General features: G+C 71.7%; 17 protein-coding genes. 12 read left to right on the top strand and 5 right to left on the bottom strand.

Annotated features, from left to right (window positions below; translation table 11 throughout):
* Nucleotides 1–2: 2 nt before the first annotated feature.
* Both ABZX22_RS17715 and ABZX22_RS17710 read right to left on the bottom strand, forming a co-directional pair.
* Nucleotides 3–1121: a steroid 3-ketoacyl-CoA thiolase gene (locus tag ABZX22_RS17715; RefSeq protein ID WP_354909922.1), complete on the bottom strand. Its 1119-nt coding sequence runs from the start codon at nt 1119–1121 to the stop codon at nt 3–5.
* A gap of 44 nt (nt 1122–1165) precedes the next feature.
* Nucleotides 1166–2116: an NADP-dependent oxidoreductase gene (locus ABZX22_RS17710; RefSeq protein ID WP_354909920.1), complete on the bottom strand. Its 951-nt coding sequence runs from the start codon at nt 2114–2116 to the stop codon at nt 1166–1168.
* A gap of 135 nt (nt 2117–2251) precedes the next feature.
* Between ABZX22_RS17710 and ABZX22_RS17705 the strand changes: the two genes are divergently transcribed.
* Nucleotides 2252–2896, top strand: a complete 645-nt coding sequence (locus ABZX22_RS17705) for a flavin reductase family protein (RefSeq protein ID WP_354909917.1) — start codon at nt 2252–2254, stop codon at nt 2894–2896.
* A gap of 6 nt (nt 2897–2902) precedes the next feature.
* On the opposite strand, the gene ABZX22_RS17700 is transcribed toward ABZX22_RS17705, so the two are convergent.
* The gene (locus tag ABZX22_RS17700) at nt 2903–3517 is read right to left on the bottom strand and encodes a TetR family transcriptional regulator (protein WP_354909915.1); all 615 of its coding nucleotides are present in this window, start codon (nt 3515–3517) and stop codon (nt 2903–2905) included.
* Between the two features lie 179 nt (nt 3518–3696).
* On the opposite strand from ABZX22_RS17700, the gene ABZX22_RS17695 reads away from it, so the two are divergent.
* The 6 genes from ABZX22_RS17695 to ABZX22_RS17670 are packed head-to-tail and all read left to right on the top strand — an operon-like array spanning nt 3697 to nt 9797.
* Entirely contained in the window at nt 3697–5313 is a 1617-nt protein-coding gene (locus ABZX22_RS17695; protein ID WP_354909913.1) for an AMP-binding protein, read from the top strand.
* Nucleotides 5314–6162, top strand: a complete 849-nt coding sequence (locus ABZX22_RS17690) for an acyl-CoA dehydrogenase family protein (protein ID WP_354909910.1) — start codon at nt 5314–5316, stop codon at nt 6160–6162. It abuts the gene before it with no gap.
* The gene (locus tag ABZX22_RS17685) at nt 6162–7316 is read left to right on the top strand and encodes an acyl-CoA dehydrogenase family protein (RefSeq protein ID WP_354909907.1); all 1155 of its coding nucleotides are present in this window, start codon (nt 6162–6164) and stop codon (nt 7314–7316) included. Before ABZX22_RS17690 ends, ABZX22_RS17685 begins: the two co-directional genes overlap by 1 nt.
* Before the next feature lie 17 nt (nt 7317–7333).
* On the top strand, nt 7334–8197 hold the full coding sequence (locus tag ABZX22_RS17680) for a bifunctional MaoC family dehydratase N-terminal/OB-fold nucleic acid binding domain-containing protein (protein ID WP_354909905.1): 864 nt from the start codon (nt 7334–7336) through the stop codon (nt 8195–8197).
* Complete coding sequence (locus ABZX22_RS17675; RefSeq protein WP_354909902.1) at nt 8197–8634, top strand: MaoC family dehydratase; 438 nt, start codon at nt 8197–8199, stop codon at nt 8632–8634. Before ABZX22_RS17680 ends, ABZX22_RS17675 begins: the two co-directional genes overlap by 1 nt.
* A complete protein-coding gene (locus ABZX22_RS17670; RefSeq protein WP_354909900.1) occupies nt 8631–9797 on the top strand; it encodes a lipid-transfer protein in 1167 nt (388 codons plus the stop codon). Before ABZX22_RS17675 ends, ABZX22_RS17670 begins: the two co-directional genes overlap by 4 nt.
* Nucleotides 9798–10013: 216 nt before the next feature.
* On the opposite strand, the gene ABZX22_RS17665 is transcribed toward ABZX22_RS17670, so the two are convergent.
* Nucleotides 10014–11969, bottom strand: a complete 1956-nt coding sequence (locus ABZX22_RS17665) for a hypothetical protein (RefSeq protein WP_354909897.1) — start codon at nt 11967–11969, stop codon at nt 10014–10016.
* 236 nt (nt 11970–12205) lie between these two features.
* Between ABZX22_RS17665 and ABZX22_RS17660 the strand changes: the two genes are divergently transcribed.
* From ABZX22_RS17660 to ABZX22_RS17640, 5 genes are all read left to right on the top strand, one after another.
* Nucleotides 12206–13255: an ATP-binding cassette domain-containing protein gene (locus tag ABZX22_RS17660; RefSeq protein WP_354909895.1), complete on the top strand. Its 1050-nt coding sequence runs from the start codon at nt 12206–12208 to the stop codon at nt 13253–13255.
* Entirely contained in the window at nt 13248–13925 is a 678-nt protein-coding gene (locus ABZX22_RS17655; protein WP_354909892.1) for an ABC transporter permease subunit, read from the top strand. The genes ABZX22_RS17660 and ABZX22_RS17655 overlap by 8 nt, the downstream gene beginning before the upstream one ends.
* Complete coding sequence (locus ABZX22_RS17650; RefSeq protein ID WP_354909890.1) at nt 13922–14593, top strand: ABC transporter permease subunit; 672 nt, start codon at nt 13922–13924, stop codon at nt 14591–14593. The genes ABZX22_RS17655 and ABZX22_RS17650 overlap by 4 nt, the downstream gene beginning before the upstream one ends.
* Nucleotides 14594–14629: 36 nt before the next feature.
* Nucleotides 14630–15559: an ABC transporter substrate-binding protein gene (locus ABZX22_RS17645; RefSeq protein WP_354909888.1), complete on the top strand. Its 930-nt coding sequence runs from the start codon at nt 14630–14632 to the stop codon at nt 15557–15559.
* A gap of 179 nt (nt 15560–15738) precedes the next feature.
* The gene (locus tag ABZX22_RS17640; protein WP_354909886.1) at nt 15739–16977 is read left to right on the top strand and encodes a GNAT family N-acetyltransferase; all 1239 of its coding nucleotides are present in this window, start codon (nt 15739–15741) and stop codon (nt 16975–16977) included.
* A gap of 40 nt (nt 16978–17017) precedes the next feature.
* Here ABZX22_RS17640 and ABZX22_RS17635 read toward each other — a convergent pair whose 3' ends face one another.
* Nucleotides 17018–17863, bottom strand: coding sequence for a sigma factor (locus tag ABZX22_RS17635; RefSeq protein ID WP_354909884.1), 846 nt, complete (start codon nt 17861–17863; stop codon nt 17018–17020).
* Nucleotides 17864–18037: the final 174 nt, after the last annotated feature.

Genomic DNA, 18037 nt, shown 5'->3' with positions numbered 1-18037 from the left:
GGTCATGCGACGCGTTCCAGGATGGTGGCCGTGGCGAGCGCGCCGCCCGCGCACATGGTCACGAGGGCGGTCGACAGATCTGCGCGCTCCAGTTCGTGCAGCGCCGAGGTCACCAGCCGGGCCCCGGTCGCCCCGACGGGGTGGCCGAGCGCGATGGCTCCGCCGTTGACGTTCACCCGGTCCATGTCGGGCTCGTGCACGGACGCCCAGGACAGAACGACCGCCGCGAACGCCTCGTTCACCTCGAACCTGTCGATGTCGCCCATGGCCATCCCGGCCCTGCCGAGCACCGCCGCCGTGGCGTCCACGGGGCCGTCCAGGTGGTAGTGCGGCTCGGCGCCGACCAGCGTCTGGGCGAGGATGCGGGCGCGTGGGCGCAGGCCGTGCCGCCGGGCCGCCTGCTCGCTCATCAGGAGCACCGCCGCGGCCCCGTCGGACACCTGGGAGGAGGTGCCTGCGGTGTGCAACCCGTTCTCGCCGAGCACCGGCTTCAGCGCCGCGAGTCCTTCCGTGGTCGTCTCGCGCAACCCCTGGTCCCTGGAGACCTCGCCCACCGGGACGATCTCCCTGGCGTACCTGCCGTCCGTCCACGCCTTGGCCGCGAGCCGCTGCGACCGGGCGCCGAACCAGTCGAGCCGCTCCCTGGTCAGCCCCCGCCTGCGGGCGATGCGCTCGGCCGCCGTGAACTGGTCGGGCAGGTCGATCGCCCAGTCGTCGGGCTTCGGCTTGGCGGGTAACACGTTGCTGCCGAGCGGCGCCCTGCTCATCACCTCGACCCCGCAGGCCACGCCCGCCTCGATCACCCCCGCCTGGATCAGCGCGGCGACCAGGTGCACGGCCTGCTGGGACGACCCGCACTGCGCGTCGATCGTGGTGACCCCGGCCTGGTACGGCAGGCCCGCGTACAGCCAGGCGTGCCGTCCGACGTGGCCGCCCTGCTCGCCCGCCTGCGTGACGCACCCGGCGAACACCTGCTCGACCAGGCGCGGGTCGATCCCCGCCCGGTCGACGAGGCCGTTGAGCGCCGCCGCGAGCACCTGGAGGGGCTTACGCTCCGACAGCCATCCGTTCCGCTTGCCGATCGGTGTCCTGACGGCCTCGACGATCACCGGTGCGCTCACAGCTGCCTCCAGAATGATGCTCTGGAGGCAAAATGTAACGCGTTCTACTTTGTCGTGGAAGGCCTGATTTCCAGCACGATCTTCCCGACCGTCCTGCCGGTCTCGCCGAGCTCGTGCGCCTTGGCCGCCTCGGCCAGGGGGAACACGGCCGCGATCTCCGCCCGCAGCCGCCCCGCCTCCACCAGTGCCGCGATGGCCTTCATCGCCGCATGGTCCGGCTCGACCAGCACGTCGACCGCCCGGACGCCGCGTGCCTGCGCCTTGGCGGAAAGCTCGTCGTCCCGGCGCGACAGCACCAGCGACACCAGTGTGCCCCCGGGCCTGAGCGTCTCCAGCGAGCGCGGCCCGTAGTCGCCGCCGATCGTGTCGAGCACCACGTCGACGTCCTTCACCGCCGTGGCGAAGTCCTCGCTCCGGTAGTCGACCAGCTCGTCGGCGCCCAGCGAGCGGAGGAAATCGTGCTTGGCCGCGCTCGCCGTACCGATGACGTGGGCGCCGCGCGCCTTGGCGATCTGGACGGCCAGGTGGCCGACGCCGCCCGCGGCGGCGTGGACGAGCACCCGCCGGCCGGCCCGCACGCCCGCGGCGTCGACCAGCGCCTGCCATGCCGTCAGCGCGGCCAGCGGCAGCGCACCCGCCTGGACGTGGTCGACGCCGGCGGGCTTGCGGGCGAAGGTCCTGGACGGCGCGGTGACGTACTCGGCGAACGCGCCGTGCCCTGAGGGGTAGCGCAGCATGCCGAAGACCTCGTCGCCGGGCTGGTGGAGGGACACGCCGACGCCGACCGCCTCGACCACGCCGGAGACGTCCCAGCCGAGCACGAACGGCGGCCTGCCCAGGAGGCCGCCGCCCGCCCGGTGCTTCCAGTCGGTCGGGTTGAGCCCGGCCGCGTGCACCCTGACCAGTACCTCGGTCGGTCCCGGCGCCGGCATGGGAAGGTCGATCTCCTTGAGTACCTCTGGTCCGCCCAGAACATCCTGACTGATGGCTCTCATGTGGTACACCCTGCCCGAGGCGCCGGAAACGGGCCAGTGGCCCGATGGTCGAGGCCCTGTCCGGCGGAGCACGCCTGATGGCCCCGGCCGTCGCTTCGGCCGGGGCCGAAGCGATCCGGTCCTACGGTCGACGCCATGAACATCACGGACATGGCCACCGGGCATGTGACGATCACGCCGAGCATCCTGTACTTCGGGACGCCGGTCGTGCTGCTCTCCACCGAGAACGAGGACGGCTCGGCCAACCTCGCCCCGATCTCCTCGGCGTGGGCGCTCGGTCAGGTGGTCGTCATGGGCCTCGGCGTCGAGGGGCACACGGGGCGCAACCTCGCCGACCGGAGCGAGCTGGTGATCAACCTGCCGGAGCCGGGGCAGTGGGCCGCGGTGGAGCGGCTCGCCCCACTGACCGGGTGCGACCCGGTGCCGGACACCAAGCGGGGCAGCTTCCGCTTCGAGCAGGACAAGTTCGCGGCTGCGGGGCTCCGGCCCGAGCCCTCCGACCTGGTCCGGCCGCCCAGGGTCGCCGGATGTCCCCTCCAGTTGGAGGCTCGTGCCGTCAGGGTCAGGCCCGACCTGTCGGGCGACTTCCTCATCGTGGAGGCCGACGTGCTCAAGGTCCACGCCGACCCGCGCATCGTCGTGCCGGGCACGCAGCACGTCGACCCGGCCCGGTGGAGCCCGCTGATCTACAACTTCCGGCACTACTTCGGGCTCGGCCACGAGCTCGGCCACAGCTTCCGTTCCCAGACCCCGCGTCGCGGCCCCGGATCGCCCGCGTGAGCGGGGTCAGAGGCCGGACAGCAGGCGGGTGGCGGCGATCTCGATGCGGCGCTGGATCTGCTCGTGCGTGCGCCGCCCGCGCAGCATCTCCAGGAGTTCCTGCACCCACACGCTCGACAGCAGCCCGGTCAGGATCAGGTCGTCCTCGGCGGTCTGCTCGCCGCCGGCCACCCGCAGCAGCAGCCCGGCCATCCGGTCGCCGAACGGGGTGTCGACCTCGGCCATGATCAGGGATCGGATGAGGGCGTCGGCCAGCTCCGGCTCACGCATCAGCCCGCGCGTGGCCCTCATGAGCACGTCGACCGCCCGCCCCGCGGCCGTCGGAGCGTTCGGCGGGCGCCGCTCGATGCTGCTCTCCAGCAGGTCGATCTCCTCGCCGACGACCGCGACGACCAGGTCCATCTTGGAGGGGAAGTAGCGGTAGAGGGTGCCGAGGGCGACCCCTGCGCGCTCGGCGACCGTGCGCATCTGCATGGCCTCGACGCCGCCGCGCGAGGCCAGGGCGGCCGCGGCCTGGACGATGCGCTTGCGGCGCTGGTGCTGGCTTCTGGTGCGGACACCGGCGGCGGGCTGGTCCTCCTTGCCGGGAGGCGTGGGGAGAGTCGCATGCGGAGGGCGCATGAGAACACGTTATCCGATGTCCGTGTCGTCCCGCTTGTTACTCGCGAGTCATAAGGAAGCGCATGTCTGCCGCATGTCCCAGGAGAGGGGGGATCGCGCATCGGGGGCGGGCACTGGACAGATATTAGAATCTGTTCTAGTTTGTGGCGCGGTTGACCGAGCGCTTGCTGGGAGGCGGGATGACCGCGGACACCCTCGCCGGCTTACTCGCGCGCAGAGCCGCCGACGACCGTCCCGGCCTGCTGTTCGAGGACGCCATCTGGACGTGGCGGGAGGTCGTCGCGGCCTGCCGGGCCCGGGCGGCGGCACTGGCGGGGGCCGGGCACGTGGGCGTGCTCTGCGACAACGTGCCCGAGCTCGTCTTCCTCATCGGCGCCGCCGCGTTGGGCGGCCCCGTGGTCGTCGCGCTCAACACCACGAGGTCCGCCGACGAGCTGGCCAGGGACGCCCGCGCCACCGATGTGGGCCTCCTGCTGTGGGACCCGCCGTACGGCCCGACCGCCGCCTCCCTCGGCCTGCCCGCCTTTCCCCTCGCCGACCTCGCGCACTCCGCTCCGCCGCAGGCGCCCGCCGGGGTGACGAGGCAGGACGGCACGGACGGCACGGACGGCTCGCCCGGCGAGCTGGTGATGCTGATCTTCACCTCGGGCACCTCGGGCGCCCCCAGGGCGGTGCGGATCACCCAGCGGAAGATCGCCGTCCCCGGCATCAGCCTCGGCGCGATGCTCACCCCCGACGACGTCGTCTACTGCTCGATGCCGCTCTTCCACTCCGGGGCGCTCATGGCCGCCTTCGCCCCCGCCGTGGCCTCGGGCGCCGCGCTGGCCGTCCGCAGGAGGTTCTCCGCCTCGAACCTGCTGCCGGACGTCCGCCGCCACGGCTGCACCTACCTGCACTACGTCGGCAAGGCGCTCTCCTACGTCCTGGCCACGCCCCGGCGGCCGGACGACGCTGACAACCCGCTGCGCATCGCGTTCGGCAACGAGGGCAGCGCGACCGCCGTCCGCCGCTTCGGCGAGCGTTTCGGCTGCCACGTGATCGACGCGTTCGGTTCGACGGAGAGCGCCGTGTCGATCTCGCCAGACCCCTCCGGCCCTCCCGGATCGCTCGGCCGGCTCCCCGACGGCGTCGAGATCAGGAACCCGCTGACCGGCGAGCGCTGCGCCCCCGCGACCATCGAGGACGGCCGGCCCGCCAACCCCGACGAGGCGATCGGCGAGCTGGTCAACGTGGCGGGCCTCGGCCTGTTCGACGGCTACTACAACGACCCGGCCGCCGACGCCGAGCGGATCAGGCAAGGCGCCTACTGGTCGGGCGACCTGGCCTACGCCGACGCGCACGGCTACGTCTTCTTCGCGGGCAGGGGGACCGAGCGGCTGCGCGTGGACGGCGAGAACCTGGCCGTGGCGCCCATCGAGGCCGCGCTACGCGAGTTCGACGGGGTGGTGGAGGCCGCGGTGTATCCGGTCCCCGACGCCGCGGCGGGCGACCAGGTGATGGCGGCGCTCGTGCTCGACCGGCCGTTCGACCCGGCCGCCTTCGCGGCCTTCGCCGCCGCGCTGGGCGCCAAGGCCGTACCCCGGTACGTCCGCCTGTGCAGGGAACTGCCGCAGACGCCGTCGCACAAGGTCGTCAAGCGCGTCCTGGCCGGCGAGGCCTGGCGCACCGCCGACCCCGTCTGGTGGCGTCCCCCCGCCAGGGGCGCGACGGGTTTCCTGAGGCTGACAGTGGAGGACATCAGCGTGATCGAGGACGAGTTCGCCCGGCACGGCCGTACGCACCTACTGGAGAGCTGAGTGGATTTCACCCTGGACGAGACCCAACAGGACCTGCGCACCCTCACCGCCGACCTGCTGGCGAAGGACCCGAGCTGGCCGGCCATGGAACGGGCCGGACTGGCCGCCGTCTGCACCCCCGAGGAGGGCCTCGGCGCGGTGGAGATGGCCGTCGTCCTGCGCGAGGTGGGCGCGGCGGCGGCCGACGTGCCCGCGCTGCCCGTCCTCGCCGCCACCCTCGCCATGGCCGCGTACGGCAGGCAGGTCGACGGCCTGCCCACCGTCGCGGTCAAGGGCATGAGCGCCCCCTACGCGCAGCAGGCCACGCACGCCCTCTACGCCACCGGCGAGGGCCTGTTCCTCACCGACGACTTCCAGGTCGTCCCCGAGTTCACCGCCACGGGCGAGCCGTCCGGCACGATCGTTCCCGGCCGCAGCGAGAAGCTCGCCGACCCGGGACACGACCTGCGGAAGATCGTCACGGTCGCCGTCGCGGCCCAAGCGAGCGGCGTCCTGGCCGGAGCGCTCAGGCTCACCACCGACCACATCAAGAACCGCCGGCAGTTCGGCCGCCCGCTGGCCGAGTTCCAGGCCGTCACCATGCAGATCGCCGACGTGTACATCGCCTCGCGCGCCCTCGACGTCGCGATGTGGTCGGCCGCGTGGGGCATGGACGGCGACGACGCGGCCATCGCGGGCTTCCACGTCTGCGAGGCGTTCCGGGCGCTGTTCACCTGCCAGCACCTGCACGGCGGCCTCGGCCTCGACGTCACCTACCCCCTGCACCGCTACTTCGGCCACGCCAAGCACCTGTCGCACCTGCTCGGCGGCGCCGACGCCCAGCTCGACCTGATCGGAGCGCACCTCTGATGCTGATCGACCTGACCCCTGAGCAGCGCAGGCTCCGCGACGAGCTGCGCGAGTACTTCCAGGCCTGCCTCACCGCCGAGGACCGCAAGAAGATCGCCGAGGACCCGTTCGGCCACGCCTACATGGACCACTGCCGCCGGCTCGGCAGGGACGGCAAGCTCGGTCTCGGCTGGCCCAAGGAGTACGGCGGAGCCGGCTACGGCCCGCTGGAGCAGCAGATCTTCGCCAACGAGATCGCCAGGGCCGCCGTGCCGTACCCGATCATCACGCTGCAGACCGTCGGCCCCACCCTCATGCAGTACGGCACGCCGAAGCAGAAGGACTTCTTCCTGCCGCGCATCCTCGCCGGCGAGTGCCACTTCGCCATCGGCTACAGCGAGCCCGAGGCGGGCACCGACCTGGCCGCGCTGCGCACGACCGCGGTGAAGGACGGCGACCACTACGTCGTCAACGGCCAGAAGATCTTCACCAGCGGCGCGCACTACGCCCAGTACATCTGGATGGCCGCGCGCACCAACCCCGACGCGAAGAAGCACAAGGGCATCACGATGATGATCGTGGACTGCGCCGACCCTGGCTACTCGTGGACGCCGATCATCACCATGGACGGCCGCCACCACACCAACGCCACCTACTACCAGGACGTCAAGGTCCCCGAGGACATGGTGGTCGGCGAGGTCGACAGGGGCTGGGACCTGATCGTCAACCAGCTCAACCACGAGCGGGTCACGCTCGGCCCCGCGGGCAACCTGGCCCAGACCTACGACCGCTTCCTGGCGTGGGCCCGCGCCAAGGACCTGCTCGACGTCCAGGACGTGCGGCGCGCGGTCGCCAGGATCCACGCCTACTACCGCACGAACGAGCTGCTCAACTGGCAGGTCGCGGCGAACATGGACCTCGGCTGGCTGGGCGCGCCCGACGCCTCCGCGACCAAGATCTACGGTTCCGAGCGGATGCAGGAGATCGGCAGGATCGTCTGCGACGTCCTGGCCAGGTACGGTGACCCGGCCGACCCCGAGACCGCCCACCTCATGGAACGGGTGGACCACGGCGTGAAGGGCGCGGTCGTGCTCACCTTCGGCGGCGGCGTGAACGAGGTGCAGCGCGAGCTGATCGCCATGCTGGGGCTGTCGCTGCCGAGGCCGCCGCGGTGATCGGCCACGAGGAGCTCATGGAGCTCGCGAGCAAGCAGATCGCGCTCGGCGAGGTGGACGGCGCGCCCGCGCCGGACCCCGTCAACGAGCCGATGATCAGGCACTGGCTCGCCGCGATGGGCGACACCAACCCCGTCTACCTGGCCGACGGGGTGGCGCCGCCCGCGATGGCGCAGGTGTGGACGATGCAGGGGCTCGGCCCCCGCCAGTCGTCACCGGTCGACCAGATCATCACCGCGCTCGACGACGCCGGATACACCGGGGTGGTCGCCACCAACTGCGAGCACACCTACCACCGCTACCTGCGGCTGGGGGAGCGGGTCAGCGCCGCCACCCGCTTCACCGAGCTGAAGGGCCCCAAGACCACGGCACTCGGCGAGGGCTACTTCGCCACCTGGAACGTCACCTGGTACTCGGATGACGAGGCGGTCGCCGAGATGCTCTTCCGGGTCCTCAAGTTCCGGCCCAAGCCCAGGCGGAAGCCGTATCCGCTGAGGCCGGCGACCAACCAGGACACCGCCTTCTTCTGGGAGGGCGTCAAACAGGGCGAGCTGCGCATCCAGCGCTGCGGCGACTGCGGCGAGCTCAGGCACCCGCCGGGGCCGCTGTGCCCGTCGTGCCGGTCGGCCAACCGCGACCACGTGGTGGCCGGCGGGGAGGGCACCGTCTACAGCTTCGTCGTGCACCACCACCCGCCCGTCCCGGGAAGGGAGGCGCCCTTTGTGGTGGCTGTGGTGGAGCTGCCGGAAGGTGTGAGGATTGTGGGCAACATCGTGGACTGTCCGGTTGAAGACGTGGGTATCGGTATGGAGTTGCGTGTGACCTACGTCTCTATAGACGCTGAACTGACCCTTCCTCTGTGGGCACCGCGGGAGCCGTGATGCGTACGCTGACCGAAGGACAGGCCGAGATCGGATCGGTGCTCCCCGAGCTGTCGATCGACCTCACCCCCACCCTGATCGTCTCCACGGCGCTGGCGACCATGGACTACACCCCCGTCCACCACGACGTCGAGGGCGCCCGCGCCCAGGGCTCCAAGGACATCTTCCTCAACATCCTCACCACGATGGGGCTGGTCGAGCGGTACGTCACCGACTGGGTCGGCCCCGAGGCGGTCATCAAGCGCATCAACGTCAAGCTCGGCGTGCCCGCCTACGCCGGCGACCGGCTGTCGTTCAGCGGCGCCGTCGTCGACGTCGAGGACGGCGAGTACACGGTCGAGGTCCGCGGCAAGGTGAGCCTCGGCGACCACGCCACCGCCACCGTCGCCTTCCGGCTGGCCGACTCCGGTACGGCACGGCCGCGGGAGGGCGCGTGAAGTCGCAGGCGGCGATCGCCGGCATCGGGGCCACGGAGTTCAGCAAGGAGTCGGGGCGGTCGGAGTTACGGCTGGCCGCCGAGGCCGTGCTCGCGGCGCTCGACGACGCGGGGCTGACGCCGTCCGACGTGGACGGGCTGGTCACCTACACGCAGGACACCAACCAGGAGATCGCCGTCGCCCGCGAGGTCGGCATCGGTGATCTGACCTTCTTCTCGCGCGTCCACTACGGCGGCGGCGCGGCGTGCGGCACCGTCATGCACGCGGCGATGGCGGTCGCGACGGGCGCGGCCGAGACCGTGGTCTGCTACCGCGCCTTCAACGAGCGCTCGGGGCGCAGGTTCGGGCAGCCCGACGCCAGGGTGGGCGGCGAGCCGTCCTCCCAGGGGCTCGAGATGAGCTGGCACGTGCCGTACGGGCTGATGACGCCGGCGGCATGGGTGGCGATGTTCGCGCGCAGGTACATGCACGTCTTCGGGGCCACCTCCGAGGACTTCGGCAGGGTGGCGGTGGCGATGCGCCGGCACGCGGCCACCAATCCCGCGGCGTGGTTCCACGGCAGGCCGATCACGCTGGAGGAGCATCAGGCGTCGCGGTGGATCGTGGAGCCGCTGCACCTGCTGGACTGCTGCCAGGAGAGCGACGGCGGGGTCGCGGTCGTCGTGACGTCGGCCGAGCGGGCGCGCGACCTGCGGCGCTCGCCTGTGGTGATCGCCGCGGCGGCGCAGGGCTCCGGCGCGGGTCAGATGATGATGACCAGCTACTACCGCGACGACATGACCGGCCTGCCCGAGATGTCCGTCGTCGGCCGGAAGCTGTGGGAGATGTCCGGCCTGTCGCCCACGGACATCCAGACGGCGATCCTCTACGACCACTTCACCCCGTTCGTCCTCAACCAGCTGGAGGAGCTCGGCTTCTGCGGCAGGGGAGAGGCCAAGGACTACGTGAAGGACGGCGGCATCGAGCTCGGCGGCCGCCTGCCGGTCAACCCGCACGGCGGCCAGCTCGGCGAGGCCTACATCCACGGCATGAACGGCATCGCCGAGGCCGTCCGCCAGATCAGGGGCACCTCGGTGAACCAGGTGCCGGGCGCGGCCAACGTCCTGGTCACGGCCGGGACCGGCGTGCCGACCAGCGGGCTGGTCCTCACCGCTGACCGATGAGCACGGACCGCTGAGCAGGGACCGCTGAGCACGGACCGATGAGTAGGGAGGCGGCGGCGCGCCCGCCGCCTCCCTACGACTACCTGGGGATCCGGAGAAATCACCGGCATCTCCCCGGCGATCCACCGGAACGCTTCCCGGCGATCCGGCGGATCACCGGCATCTCCCCGGCGATCCACCCGAACGCTTCCCGGCGATCCGGTGGAAGGCCTGCGTCTACATGGGGATCCAGAGGAACACCAGCATCGCGATCGCCAGGCAGGCAAGGAAGCCGATCAGCTCCCACGCCCAGTCGTGGTGGCGGCGCCGCTTGCGCTTCTTCTTGCTCGCGGCCTGCTTCGGCGCGGGCCGCTTCGGCTTGCCACCCGCCGGCTTGCGCGAGTCCTTCGCCGACTGCTCGGCGGCGGGCTTCTTCGCGGCACCGGCCTGCTTCGGCGCGGGCTTTCCGAGGGCGTTCGCGCTCCGCCCGGCCACCGCGTCCTTGAGGACACCGGCGGCCCGCGCCGCCACCGACCCCTGCGGATCGCCGGAGGTCTGGGCCGACCCCTCCCGATCACCGGAGGGCCGCGCCGTCGCGATGTCCGCCGGGCCACCGACGGCCTGCCCGGTCCGGGCGTCTGCCGGGCTGTCGAGGGGCTGTCCGGTCCGGGTGTCTGCCAGGCCGCCGACGTCCTGTCCCGGCCGGGCGTCTGCCGGGCCGCCGAGGGGCCACCCGATCCCGCCCTCTACCGGGCCGTCGACGGTCTGCCCGATCCCGCCCTCTACCGGGCCACCGACGGCGTGCCCGATCCGGGTGTCTGCCGGGCCGTCGACGGTCTGCCCGGTCCCGGTGTCTGCCGGGAAACCGGCGGGCCGTCCGGTCGCGAGGCTTTCCTGGGTGCCGGTGGTCGGCGCGGGTGCGGGGATCTCCCCCGGGGCGGGAGGCAGCACGTAGACCGGCTCCTTCGCCGGCCTGCGCGGCACGAACAGGCTCGCCGGCTCCTCCCTCGGCTCGCCCTTGTGCACCAGCAGGTCGGCGAGCGCCGCGCGGTCGCGGGCGCGCATGGGCAGGTCCACCGGATCGTCGGCGGGCGCCTCGGGAGGCGGCGCCGCCGCCCACGCGTCGTCGAGGATGTCGCCGCCGACCAGCGGGGCGGGACGCGCGGCCCCGGCGGGCGCGCCGAACGTCGCGGACGGACCGAACGTCGCGGACGTGCCGGGCGTCCCGGCGACGTCGGGCCTGTGGGAGGTGCCGGGCGTGCCGAAGGCGGTGGGCCTCGGGGTGGTGGAGGGCTTGCCGGGCCTGCTGAAGGCGTCCCAGGCCGCCGGGGCGTCGAGCACGTCGGCGGGGGTGGGCGCCTGCAGCGCGGGCGGGCGCGCGGTCAGGGTGTCGCGCAGCTTCGGCATCGGCGCCGTCGCCGCCTCGTGGGCCGCGATCTTGGCCGGGTCCGGCGGGGTGAGCAGCTCGGTCGGGAACAGCCCCGTGTTCGTCGCCGGATCGGTCTCGCTGAGCGGTACCGGCCAGACGGGGGCCGTCGGCCACATCGGCTTGACGAACAAGGAGCCCGCCACGGGCGCCGGAGCCGGGGCCGGCGCGGCGGGGCGCGGGCCCAGCAGGCGCGTCCTGAGCGCCTCGGGCGGCGGGCGCCACGGCAGGCGGCCGAGCACGTCGCGAAGAGGCGCCACGCCCAGCGCGTCGTACACCTCGGCGACCGGCTGGTCGGGGCCAGGCCCGGCGGCGGTCAGCGCGGACGTCAGTGACTGGCGGAAGCGGAGAGCGGCGTTCTGGATCAGCTCGACCGCGGTGTCCTTGGCCACGTCGAGCACCCAGGCCAGTTCGTCGTCGGTGAGCCCGATGACGACGGACAGCATGAGCACTTCGCGCTGGTGCGGGCGCAGGTCGCGCAGGACGCGCTCGACGAGCGCGGTGGCGGGGTCGACGAGGGGATCGATGACGGGAGGCGCGTAGACGATGTCGCGGCGGTAGATCTCCCGCCGCGCGAGCGCGTACAGCGCGGCACGCGGCGGCTCCACGGAAGGCACGCTGGACAGGACGGCTTCCAGCGCGTCGGAGGCGGAGCCCGGGTCACCGAGCTGGTCCGCGCAGTAGGCGAACAGCCCGGCGGCGTGACGGTCGTAGAGCTCGGCGACCAGATCCTCGCGAGATCGCTGATCGGTGAGCGGGTGGGTCACGGGGCCGTATTCCTCTGTAAGAAGAGTGGACGCTGGGGATGAGGGGGCGGCGTCGGAGCGTTGCAGGCAATCATGCCGGTTGCCGAGGCGGAATGCACCCTTGGATGCCCATTTAGTCATCGCCTGAAGCGGTTCACGTCGGGGCCAACGGGACACAGGAGTATCGCCCGCCGTAGTCTGTCGAGCAGAGATCATGGGGCGGGCCGCGGCCCCGCCGGTCGAGCGAGAGGTCGCGCATGATCACCTTTGACTCCGTCACCAAGCGTTACCCCGACGGTTTCGTGGCCGTGGACAACCTGTCCATGGAGGCTGAAACCGGGCAGATCGCCGTCCTGGTCGGCCCCTCGGGATGTGGCAAGACCACGACACTGCGAATGATCAACAGAATGATCGACGCCAGCGAGGGGCGGATCCTGCTCGACGGCGCCGACGTCAAGGAGATCGATCCCCCGACGCTGCGGCGCGGCATCGGCTACGTCATCCAGCAGGCGGGGCTGTTCCCGCACCGCAAGATCGTCGACAACGTGGCGACCGTGCCGTACCTGCTGGGCTGGGACCGGAAGAAGGCCCGCGATCGGGCCATGGAGCTGCTGGAGCGGGTCGGGCTCGATCCCAAGATGGCCCAGCGCTACCCCTTCCAGCTCTCCGGCGGCCAGCAGCAGCGCGTCGGCGTGGCCCGCGCCCTGGCCGCCGACCCGCCCGTGCTGCTCATGGACGAGCCGTTCAGCGCGGTCGACCCCATCGTGCGCACCTCGCTGCAGGACGAGCTGCTCAGGCTGCAGTCGGAGCTCAACAAGACGATCGTGTTCGTCACCCACGACATCGACGAGGCGATCAAGCTCGGCGACCGGGTGGCCGTGCTGCGCGTCGGGGGGAGGCTCGCCCAGTTCGCCGACCCCAAGACGTTGCTGTCGGAGCCCGCCGACGACTTCGTGCGCGAGTTCCTCGGCAAGGACCGCGGCATCAGGCGGCTGTCGTTCGTCTCCAGCGAGCACCTGCGGCTGCGTACGGACCTGATCGTCCCCGCCTCCTCGCCGGACACGGCCGCCGCGCCCGGCGCCTGGCTCATGGCCGTCTCCGAGGACGGCAGGCCGGTGGGCTGGGTGGGCCGCGACGAGCCGTTCGGCACCTACGTCCACGGCAAGGACTCCATGCGGGCGGCGCTCGACGCGGCCCTGCTTTCCCCGTCGGGGCAGGCGGTGGCGGTCGACCCGGAGGGCAGGGCCGTGGGCATCGCGACCCGGCAGGCGCTCGACGAGGCGCTGGGGGAGGCCGCCGATGGATGACGAGCAGCCGCTGTTCAAATGGAGCTGGGTCGAGAGCAACTGGAACTCCGACTCGCCGAACAGCATCGTCAACCTGCTCCAGGCGCACATCGTGATGTCGATGGCGCCCGTCGTGCTCGGGCTGCTCCTCGCGCTGCCGCTCGGTCTGGCGTGCGTGCGCTGGCGCTACCTCTACCAGCCCACGGCGGCCGTCATGAACGTGATCTACGCCCTGCCGTCGCTGCCGCTGTTCATGCTGCTGATCCCCCAGACGGGCCTCACCCAGCTCACCGTGATCATCCCGCTCACCTTCTACGCCCTGGCCGTCCTGGTCCCGGCCGTGGTCGACGGCATGGGATCGGTGCCCGACCACGTCAGGCAGTCGGCGGTGGCCATGGGCTTCACGCCCCTGCGCCGCCTGGTCCTGGTCGAGCTGCCGATCGCGGTGCCCGTCGTGCTGGCCGGGCTGCGCGTGGTCACGGTCTCCAGCATCAGCCTGGTCAGCGTCGGCGCGCTCATCGGGCAGGGCGGGCTCGGCAACCTGTTCACCGACGCCTTCCAGCGCGACTTCTACACCCCCGCCATCGCGGGCATCGTGCTCATCGTGCTGCTGGCCCTGGTCGGTGACGGCATCGTGCTGGCCGCGCAGCGCCTGCTGACCCCCTGGGTGCGGGCCAGGAGGGCGTCATGAACTGGATCATCGACTTCTTCACCGACCCCGCCAACTGGTCGGGGCCCGACGCCATCCCCGCCCGGCTCCTGCAGCACCTCGGCTTCTCCGTGGCCGCGCTGGCCCTCGCCGCGCTCATCGGGATCCCGCTCGGGCTGCTGATCGGCCATACCGGGCGCGGCTCGGTGGTCGTGGTCGTCAGCGCGAACCTGGCCAGGGCGCTGCCCACGCTCGGCCTCCTGGTGCTGATCGTCCTGCTGCTCGGCACGGCCAGCATCTGGCCGGTGCTGATCCCGCTGGTGGCGCTGGCCGTACCACCGATCCTGGTCAACACCTTCGAGGGCGTCAGGGGAGTCGACCCCGACCTGCGCGACGCCGCCTACGGCATGGGGCTGCGCGGGCCGCAGGTGCTGTTCGGGGTGCTCGTGCCGGTCGCGCTGCCGCTGATCATGCTGGGGCTCAGGCTGGCGGCCGTCCAGGTGGTGGCGACGGCGGCGGTGGCCGCCTACGTCGGCCTGGGCGGGCTCGGACGTTACATCATCGACGGATTGGCGACACAGGACTACGAGAGTGTCGTCGGCGGTTCTGTACTGATCGTCGGCTTCGCTCTCGCGGTCCAGGGGCTGTTCACGCTCGTGCAGCGGCTCACGGTGTCCCCGGGGGTGAGCCGGCGACTGCGGGTTCGATAATCTCTCCAATACCCCCCGTTTAGAAGGGAATTACGCATGAGGCGCATATTCGGCACCGCGGCGGTGCTGCTGTCGGCGATGCTCACCCTGTCCGCCTGCGGTGGCGGCGGCAGCGGGAGCAACCCGCTGAACACCACCACCAGTGCCGCCCCGACCGGGTCCGCGCCCGCGACCGGCGGGGGAACGGCGGTCGTAGGCTCGTTCAACTTCCCCGAGAGCGTGCTGCTGGGCAGCATCTACGCCCAGGCGCTCAAGGCCAAGGGTGTCGACGTCACGGAGAAACCGAACATCGGCAGCCGCGAGGTCGTCTACAGCCAGGTCCAGAGCGGCGGGCTCACCGTCCTGCCCGAGTACAACGGCGCGCTGCTGTTCTTCGTCGACCCCAAGTCGACGGCCGCCTCGACGGACCAGGTCAACAGCGAGCTCAAGAGCAAGCTGCCGGCCGAGCTCGAGATCCTCGACTCCTCGCCGGCGCAGGACAACGACTCGCTGACGGTCACCAAGGCGACGGCCGAGCAGTACAAGCTGACCAGCATCGAAGACCTCGCCAAGGTCTCCAAGAACATGACGGTCGGCGGGCCGCCGGAGTTCAAGAAGCGCCGCGAGCAGCAGTTCAAGGACGTGTACGGCCTGGAGTTCAAGGAGTGGAAGCCCACGGGCGACACGACGGCCGACGCGATCAAGGACGGCACCGTGCAGGCGGGCAACGTCTTCACGACCGACCCGAAGATCATCATCAATGACATGGTGTCGCTGCAGGACCCCAAGAACGTCTTCAGCGCCCAGAACGTGACGCCGCTGCTGAACAAGGCCGCGGCGTCCGACACGATCAAGACCACGCTCAACGCGGTGTCGGCCAAGCTGACCACCGAGAACCTGACGCAGATGATGCAGAAGATCTCGGTGGACAAGGACGACCCGGCGACGGTGGCCAAGGAGTGGCTGTCCTCCAACGGCCTCCTGTAGCGCGCGCCGGCGACGACGCCCGCCCCCGGTGAACGGCACGGCCCTCACCGGGGGCGCTTCGCGTGTGGGGGTCGCCCCCCCTTCGCCGGACGCGATGAACGGGCCGACCGGGCGAGTGCCCGGCGCGCCCGGCGGAAACTCGATGGACGAGGCGGCCCAGGCGATGCAATAGTCCCGCCGTGACCGAGACCACCGCCTCCTCCGTACCCGTCTCCCTGGCCGGCGGCCTCGTCCTGCGGCAGGCACAGCCCGCGGACCTGGACCAGATCGGCGCACTTCTCGCCGAACGCGGTGAACCGGCCGACGCCCTCGACCACCGGCTGGTCGTCCAGGACCCCGACGCCGGCTGGTCCGCCTGCGCCGTGGTCGTCGACGGCGACCGGGTCGTCTCCACCGCGACGCTCCTCGACGAAGACGTCCGCATCGGCGGCATCCACCTGCCGGCCGGCCAGATCGAACTGGTCGCCACCGACCGCGAGTACGAGGGGCGGGGGCTCGTGCGGGCGCTGGTGCGATGGGCCCACGACCGCTCCGCCGCCCGCGGCCACGTCATCCAGGTGATGATCGGGATCCCGTACTTCTACCGGCTGTTCGGCTACGAGTACGCCATCGACATCCCGCAGGCGCCGGCCGTACGCACCACCCCGCCGCCCGGCGAGGCGACGCCCGTGCTCCGGGCCGCCCGGCCGTCCGACATCCCCGCCATGGCGGCCCTGCAGGAGGCGGCCCAGAACCGGTTCGACGTGGCCATGCCGCACTCGGCGGCCCGCTGGCGGTGGCTGCTGGCCCACGAGGCGAGCACCCTCCGGGTCCTCGAACGCGCCGGCACCGTCGTCGCCGCCGGACGTACCACGCCCCCCGGCGACGAGGTGCTGCTGGCCGAGGCCGCCGCGGTCGACGAGGCGGCGGCACGGGACCTGCTCCGCGGCGTCGTCGCCCTGACACCCGGCAGCCGGCTGAACGTCGTCCATCGGGCCGGCACCGTGACCGCCGCCGCCTGGCAGGAGTTCCTCGACCACGAACCACGCAAGCGGGCCGAGCAGTACTACGTCCGCGTGCCGGACGCCGCGGCGCTGCTCGACCGGCTGCGGCCGCTGCTCCGGCAGCGTCTCACCGCGGCCGGGATCGATCGCGCCGGCCGCGACATCGTCATCTCCACCTTCGGCGCCCACTACCGGATCCCGGTCCACGCCGAGGGCCTCGGCGAGGTCGTCACCGGCGGTCCGATGCAGGGGCCCGGAACGGTGGGAGGCCTCGGCGTGGCGCCCGACCACCTGGCCGCCCTGCTGTTCGGCCCGCACGGTTACGAGGGGCTGTCCCGGATCAGGTCCGATGTCTACACCGGGGAGGAGGAGCTGTTCCAGGCGCTCTTCCCGCCGCTCACCGCCGATCTGCTCACCTACTACCTGCCGTACTAGGGCCGGTGACCGGACAGCCGCCTGACCCGCTTCCCCCCTGTCACAGGGTCCCGGGAAAGCCGGGGAGCACGAGATGGAAGAAGTGCTGCGCGGTGTAGGTGGCGAGCTTCCTGGCCTTGCCGGTCCTGACGTTCACCGCGTAGGCCGTGAAGGGAACGAACGGAGGGTCGACGTCCGAGGCAGGGGCGTCGTCGTCGCGGTTCCCGCAGACGAAGGGCCTGGCCACGGCGATGATCTCCTGAGGCCCGGCCCAGCTGCGCAGGTGGACGAAGTCGCCGGTCATGGACAGGCCCCGCACGGGGACTCTCCGGAGCACCTTGCCGGTCGTCCGGTCCAGGTGCACGAGATCCTCGCCGCTTCTCAGGCAGTCGGTGCCGGGGACGGTCACGCTCTGCACCGCGACGACGGTCTCCTCGTCGGGACCGAGCCCGCCGACCAGGTAGTGCCCGGCGACGTCGACGGTCTTCGCGTTGCCCGCCGTGGACGTCCCCCACAGGTGGCTGATGGTCCGCAGCCGGGTCCTGGGCGCGTACTCCGCCAGGGTGATCGTGTCGCCGTCAGGGGACAGGCCGATGGGGTTCCAGCCGTTGGGCAAGGGCCGGACCATGCGCAAGTGAGGCCGCTCCGGCGGGTCGGCGCTCGGCAGTTCGGCCGTCCTGACCAGCCGGCGGCGCCAGGAGATGTACTGGTTGACCAGCGCCTTGCGGGCGTACGCCTGGGGGCTGGCGACCTGCGCCAGCCTGGGCCAGCGCCCGAGCACCTTGACCAGCACGGTCTGCAGCAGGTCTTCGGCGAGGTGGGCATCTCCCGTGAGCAGGTAGGCCGTCCGCATCAGCGACTGCTGGTGGGCGGCCATGAACTCGCGGAAGCTGTCGTTGCGGTCCAAGGTGACTCCTCTCGCCCGTTACCGACGCCGGCGAGCGGGTGAAAGGTTGGGCCGGATCGGCCGGCGCGCCGGGACGCGCTCCAGGACACCACAGGAGCAGGCCGCCGCCCGGCGAGCAGGTCCCGTGCCCGTTTCGCGGGACCTGACGGCAAACGTCACCGTGATCCATCTGTG

This window comes from Nonomuraea sp. NPDC003804 (assembly GCF_040610675.1).
In the GTDB taxonomy this organism is placed as follows: Bacteria; Actinomycetota; Actinomycetes; order Streptosporangiales; family Streptosporangiaceae; genus Nonomuraea.
The sequence above is the reverse complement of the archived record's forward strand: the minus strand, read 5'-3'. Positions and strand labels throughout refer to the sequence as shown.

Coding starts and splice junctions, on each gene's coding strand:
- ABZX22_RS17710 (WP_354909920.1), bottom strand. CDS start 2,116: ATGAGAGCCATCAGTCAGGATGTTCTGGGCGGACCAGAGGTACTCAAG.
- ABZX22_RS17705 (WP_354909917.1), top strand. CDS start 2,252: ATGAACATCACGGACATGGCCACCGGGCATGTGACGATCACGCCGAGC.
- ABZX22_RS17700 (WP_354909915.1), bottom strand. CDS start 3,517: ATGCGCCCTCCGCATGCGACTCTCCCCACGCCTCCCGGCAAGGAGGAC.
- ABZX22_RS17695 (WP_354909913.1), top strand. CDS start 3,697: ATGACCGCGGACACCCTCGCCGGCTTACTCGCGCGCAGAGCCGCCGAC.
- ABZX22_RS17685 (WP_354909907.1), top strand. CDS start 6,162: ATGCTGATCGACCTGACCCCTGAGCAGCGCAGGCTCCGCGACGAGCTG.
- ABZX22_RS17680 (WP_354909905.1), top strand. CDS start 7,334: ATGGAGCTCGCGAGCAAGCAGATCGCGCTCGGCGAGGTGGACGGCGCG.
- ABZX22_RS17675 (WP_354909902.1), top strand. CDS start 8,197: ATGCGTACGCTGACCGAAGGACAGGCCGAGATCGGATCGGTGCTCCCC.
- ABZX22_RS17660 (WP_354909895.1), top strand. CDS start 12,206: ATGATCACCTTTGACTCCGTCACCAAGCGTTACCCCGACGGTTTCGTG.
- ABZX22_RS17655 (WP_354909892.1), top strand. CDS start 13,248: ATGGATGACGAGCAGCCGCTGTTCAAATGGAGCTGGGTCGAGAGCAAC.
- ABZX22_RS17650 (WP_354909890.1), top strand. CDS start 13,922: ATGAACTGGATCATCGACTTCTTCACCGACCCCGCCAACTGGTCGGGG.
- ABZX22_RS17645 (WP_354909888.1), top strand. CDS start 14,630: ATGAGGCGCATATTCGGCACCGCGGCGGTGCTGCTGTCGGCGATGCTC.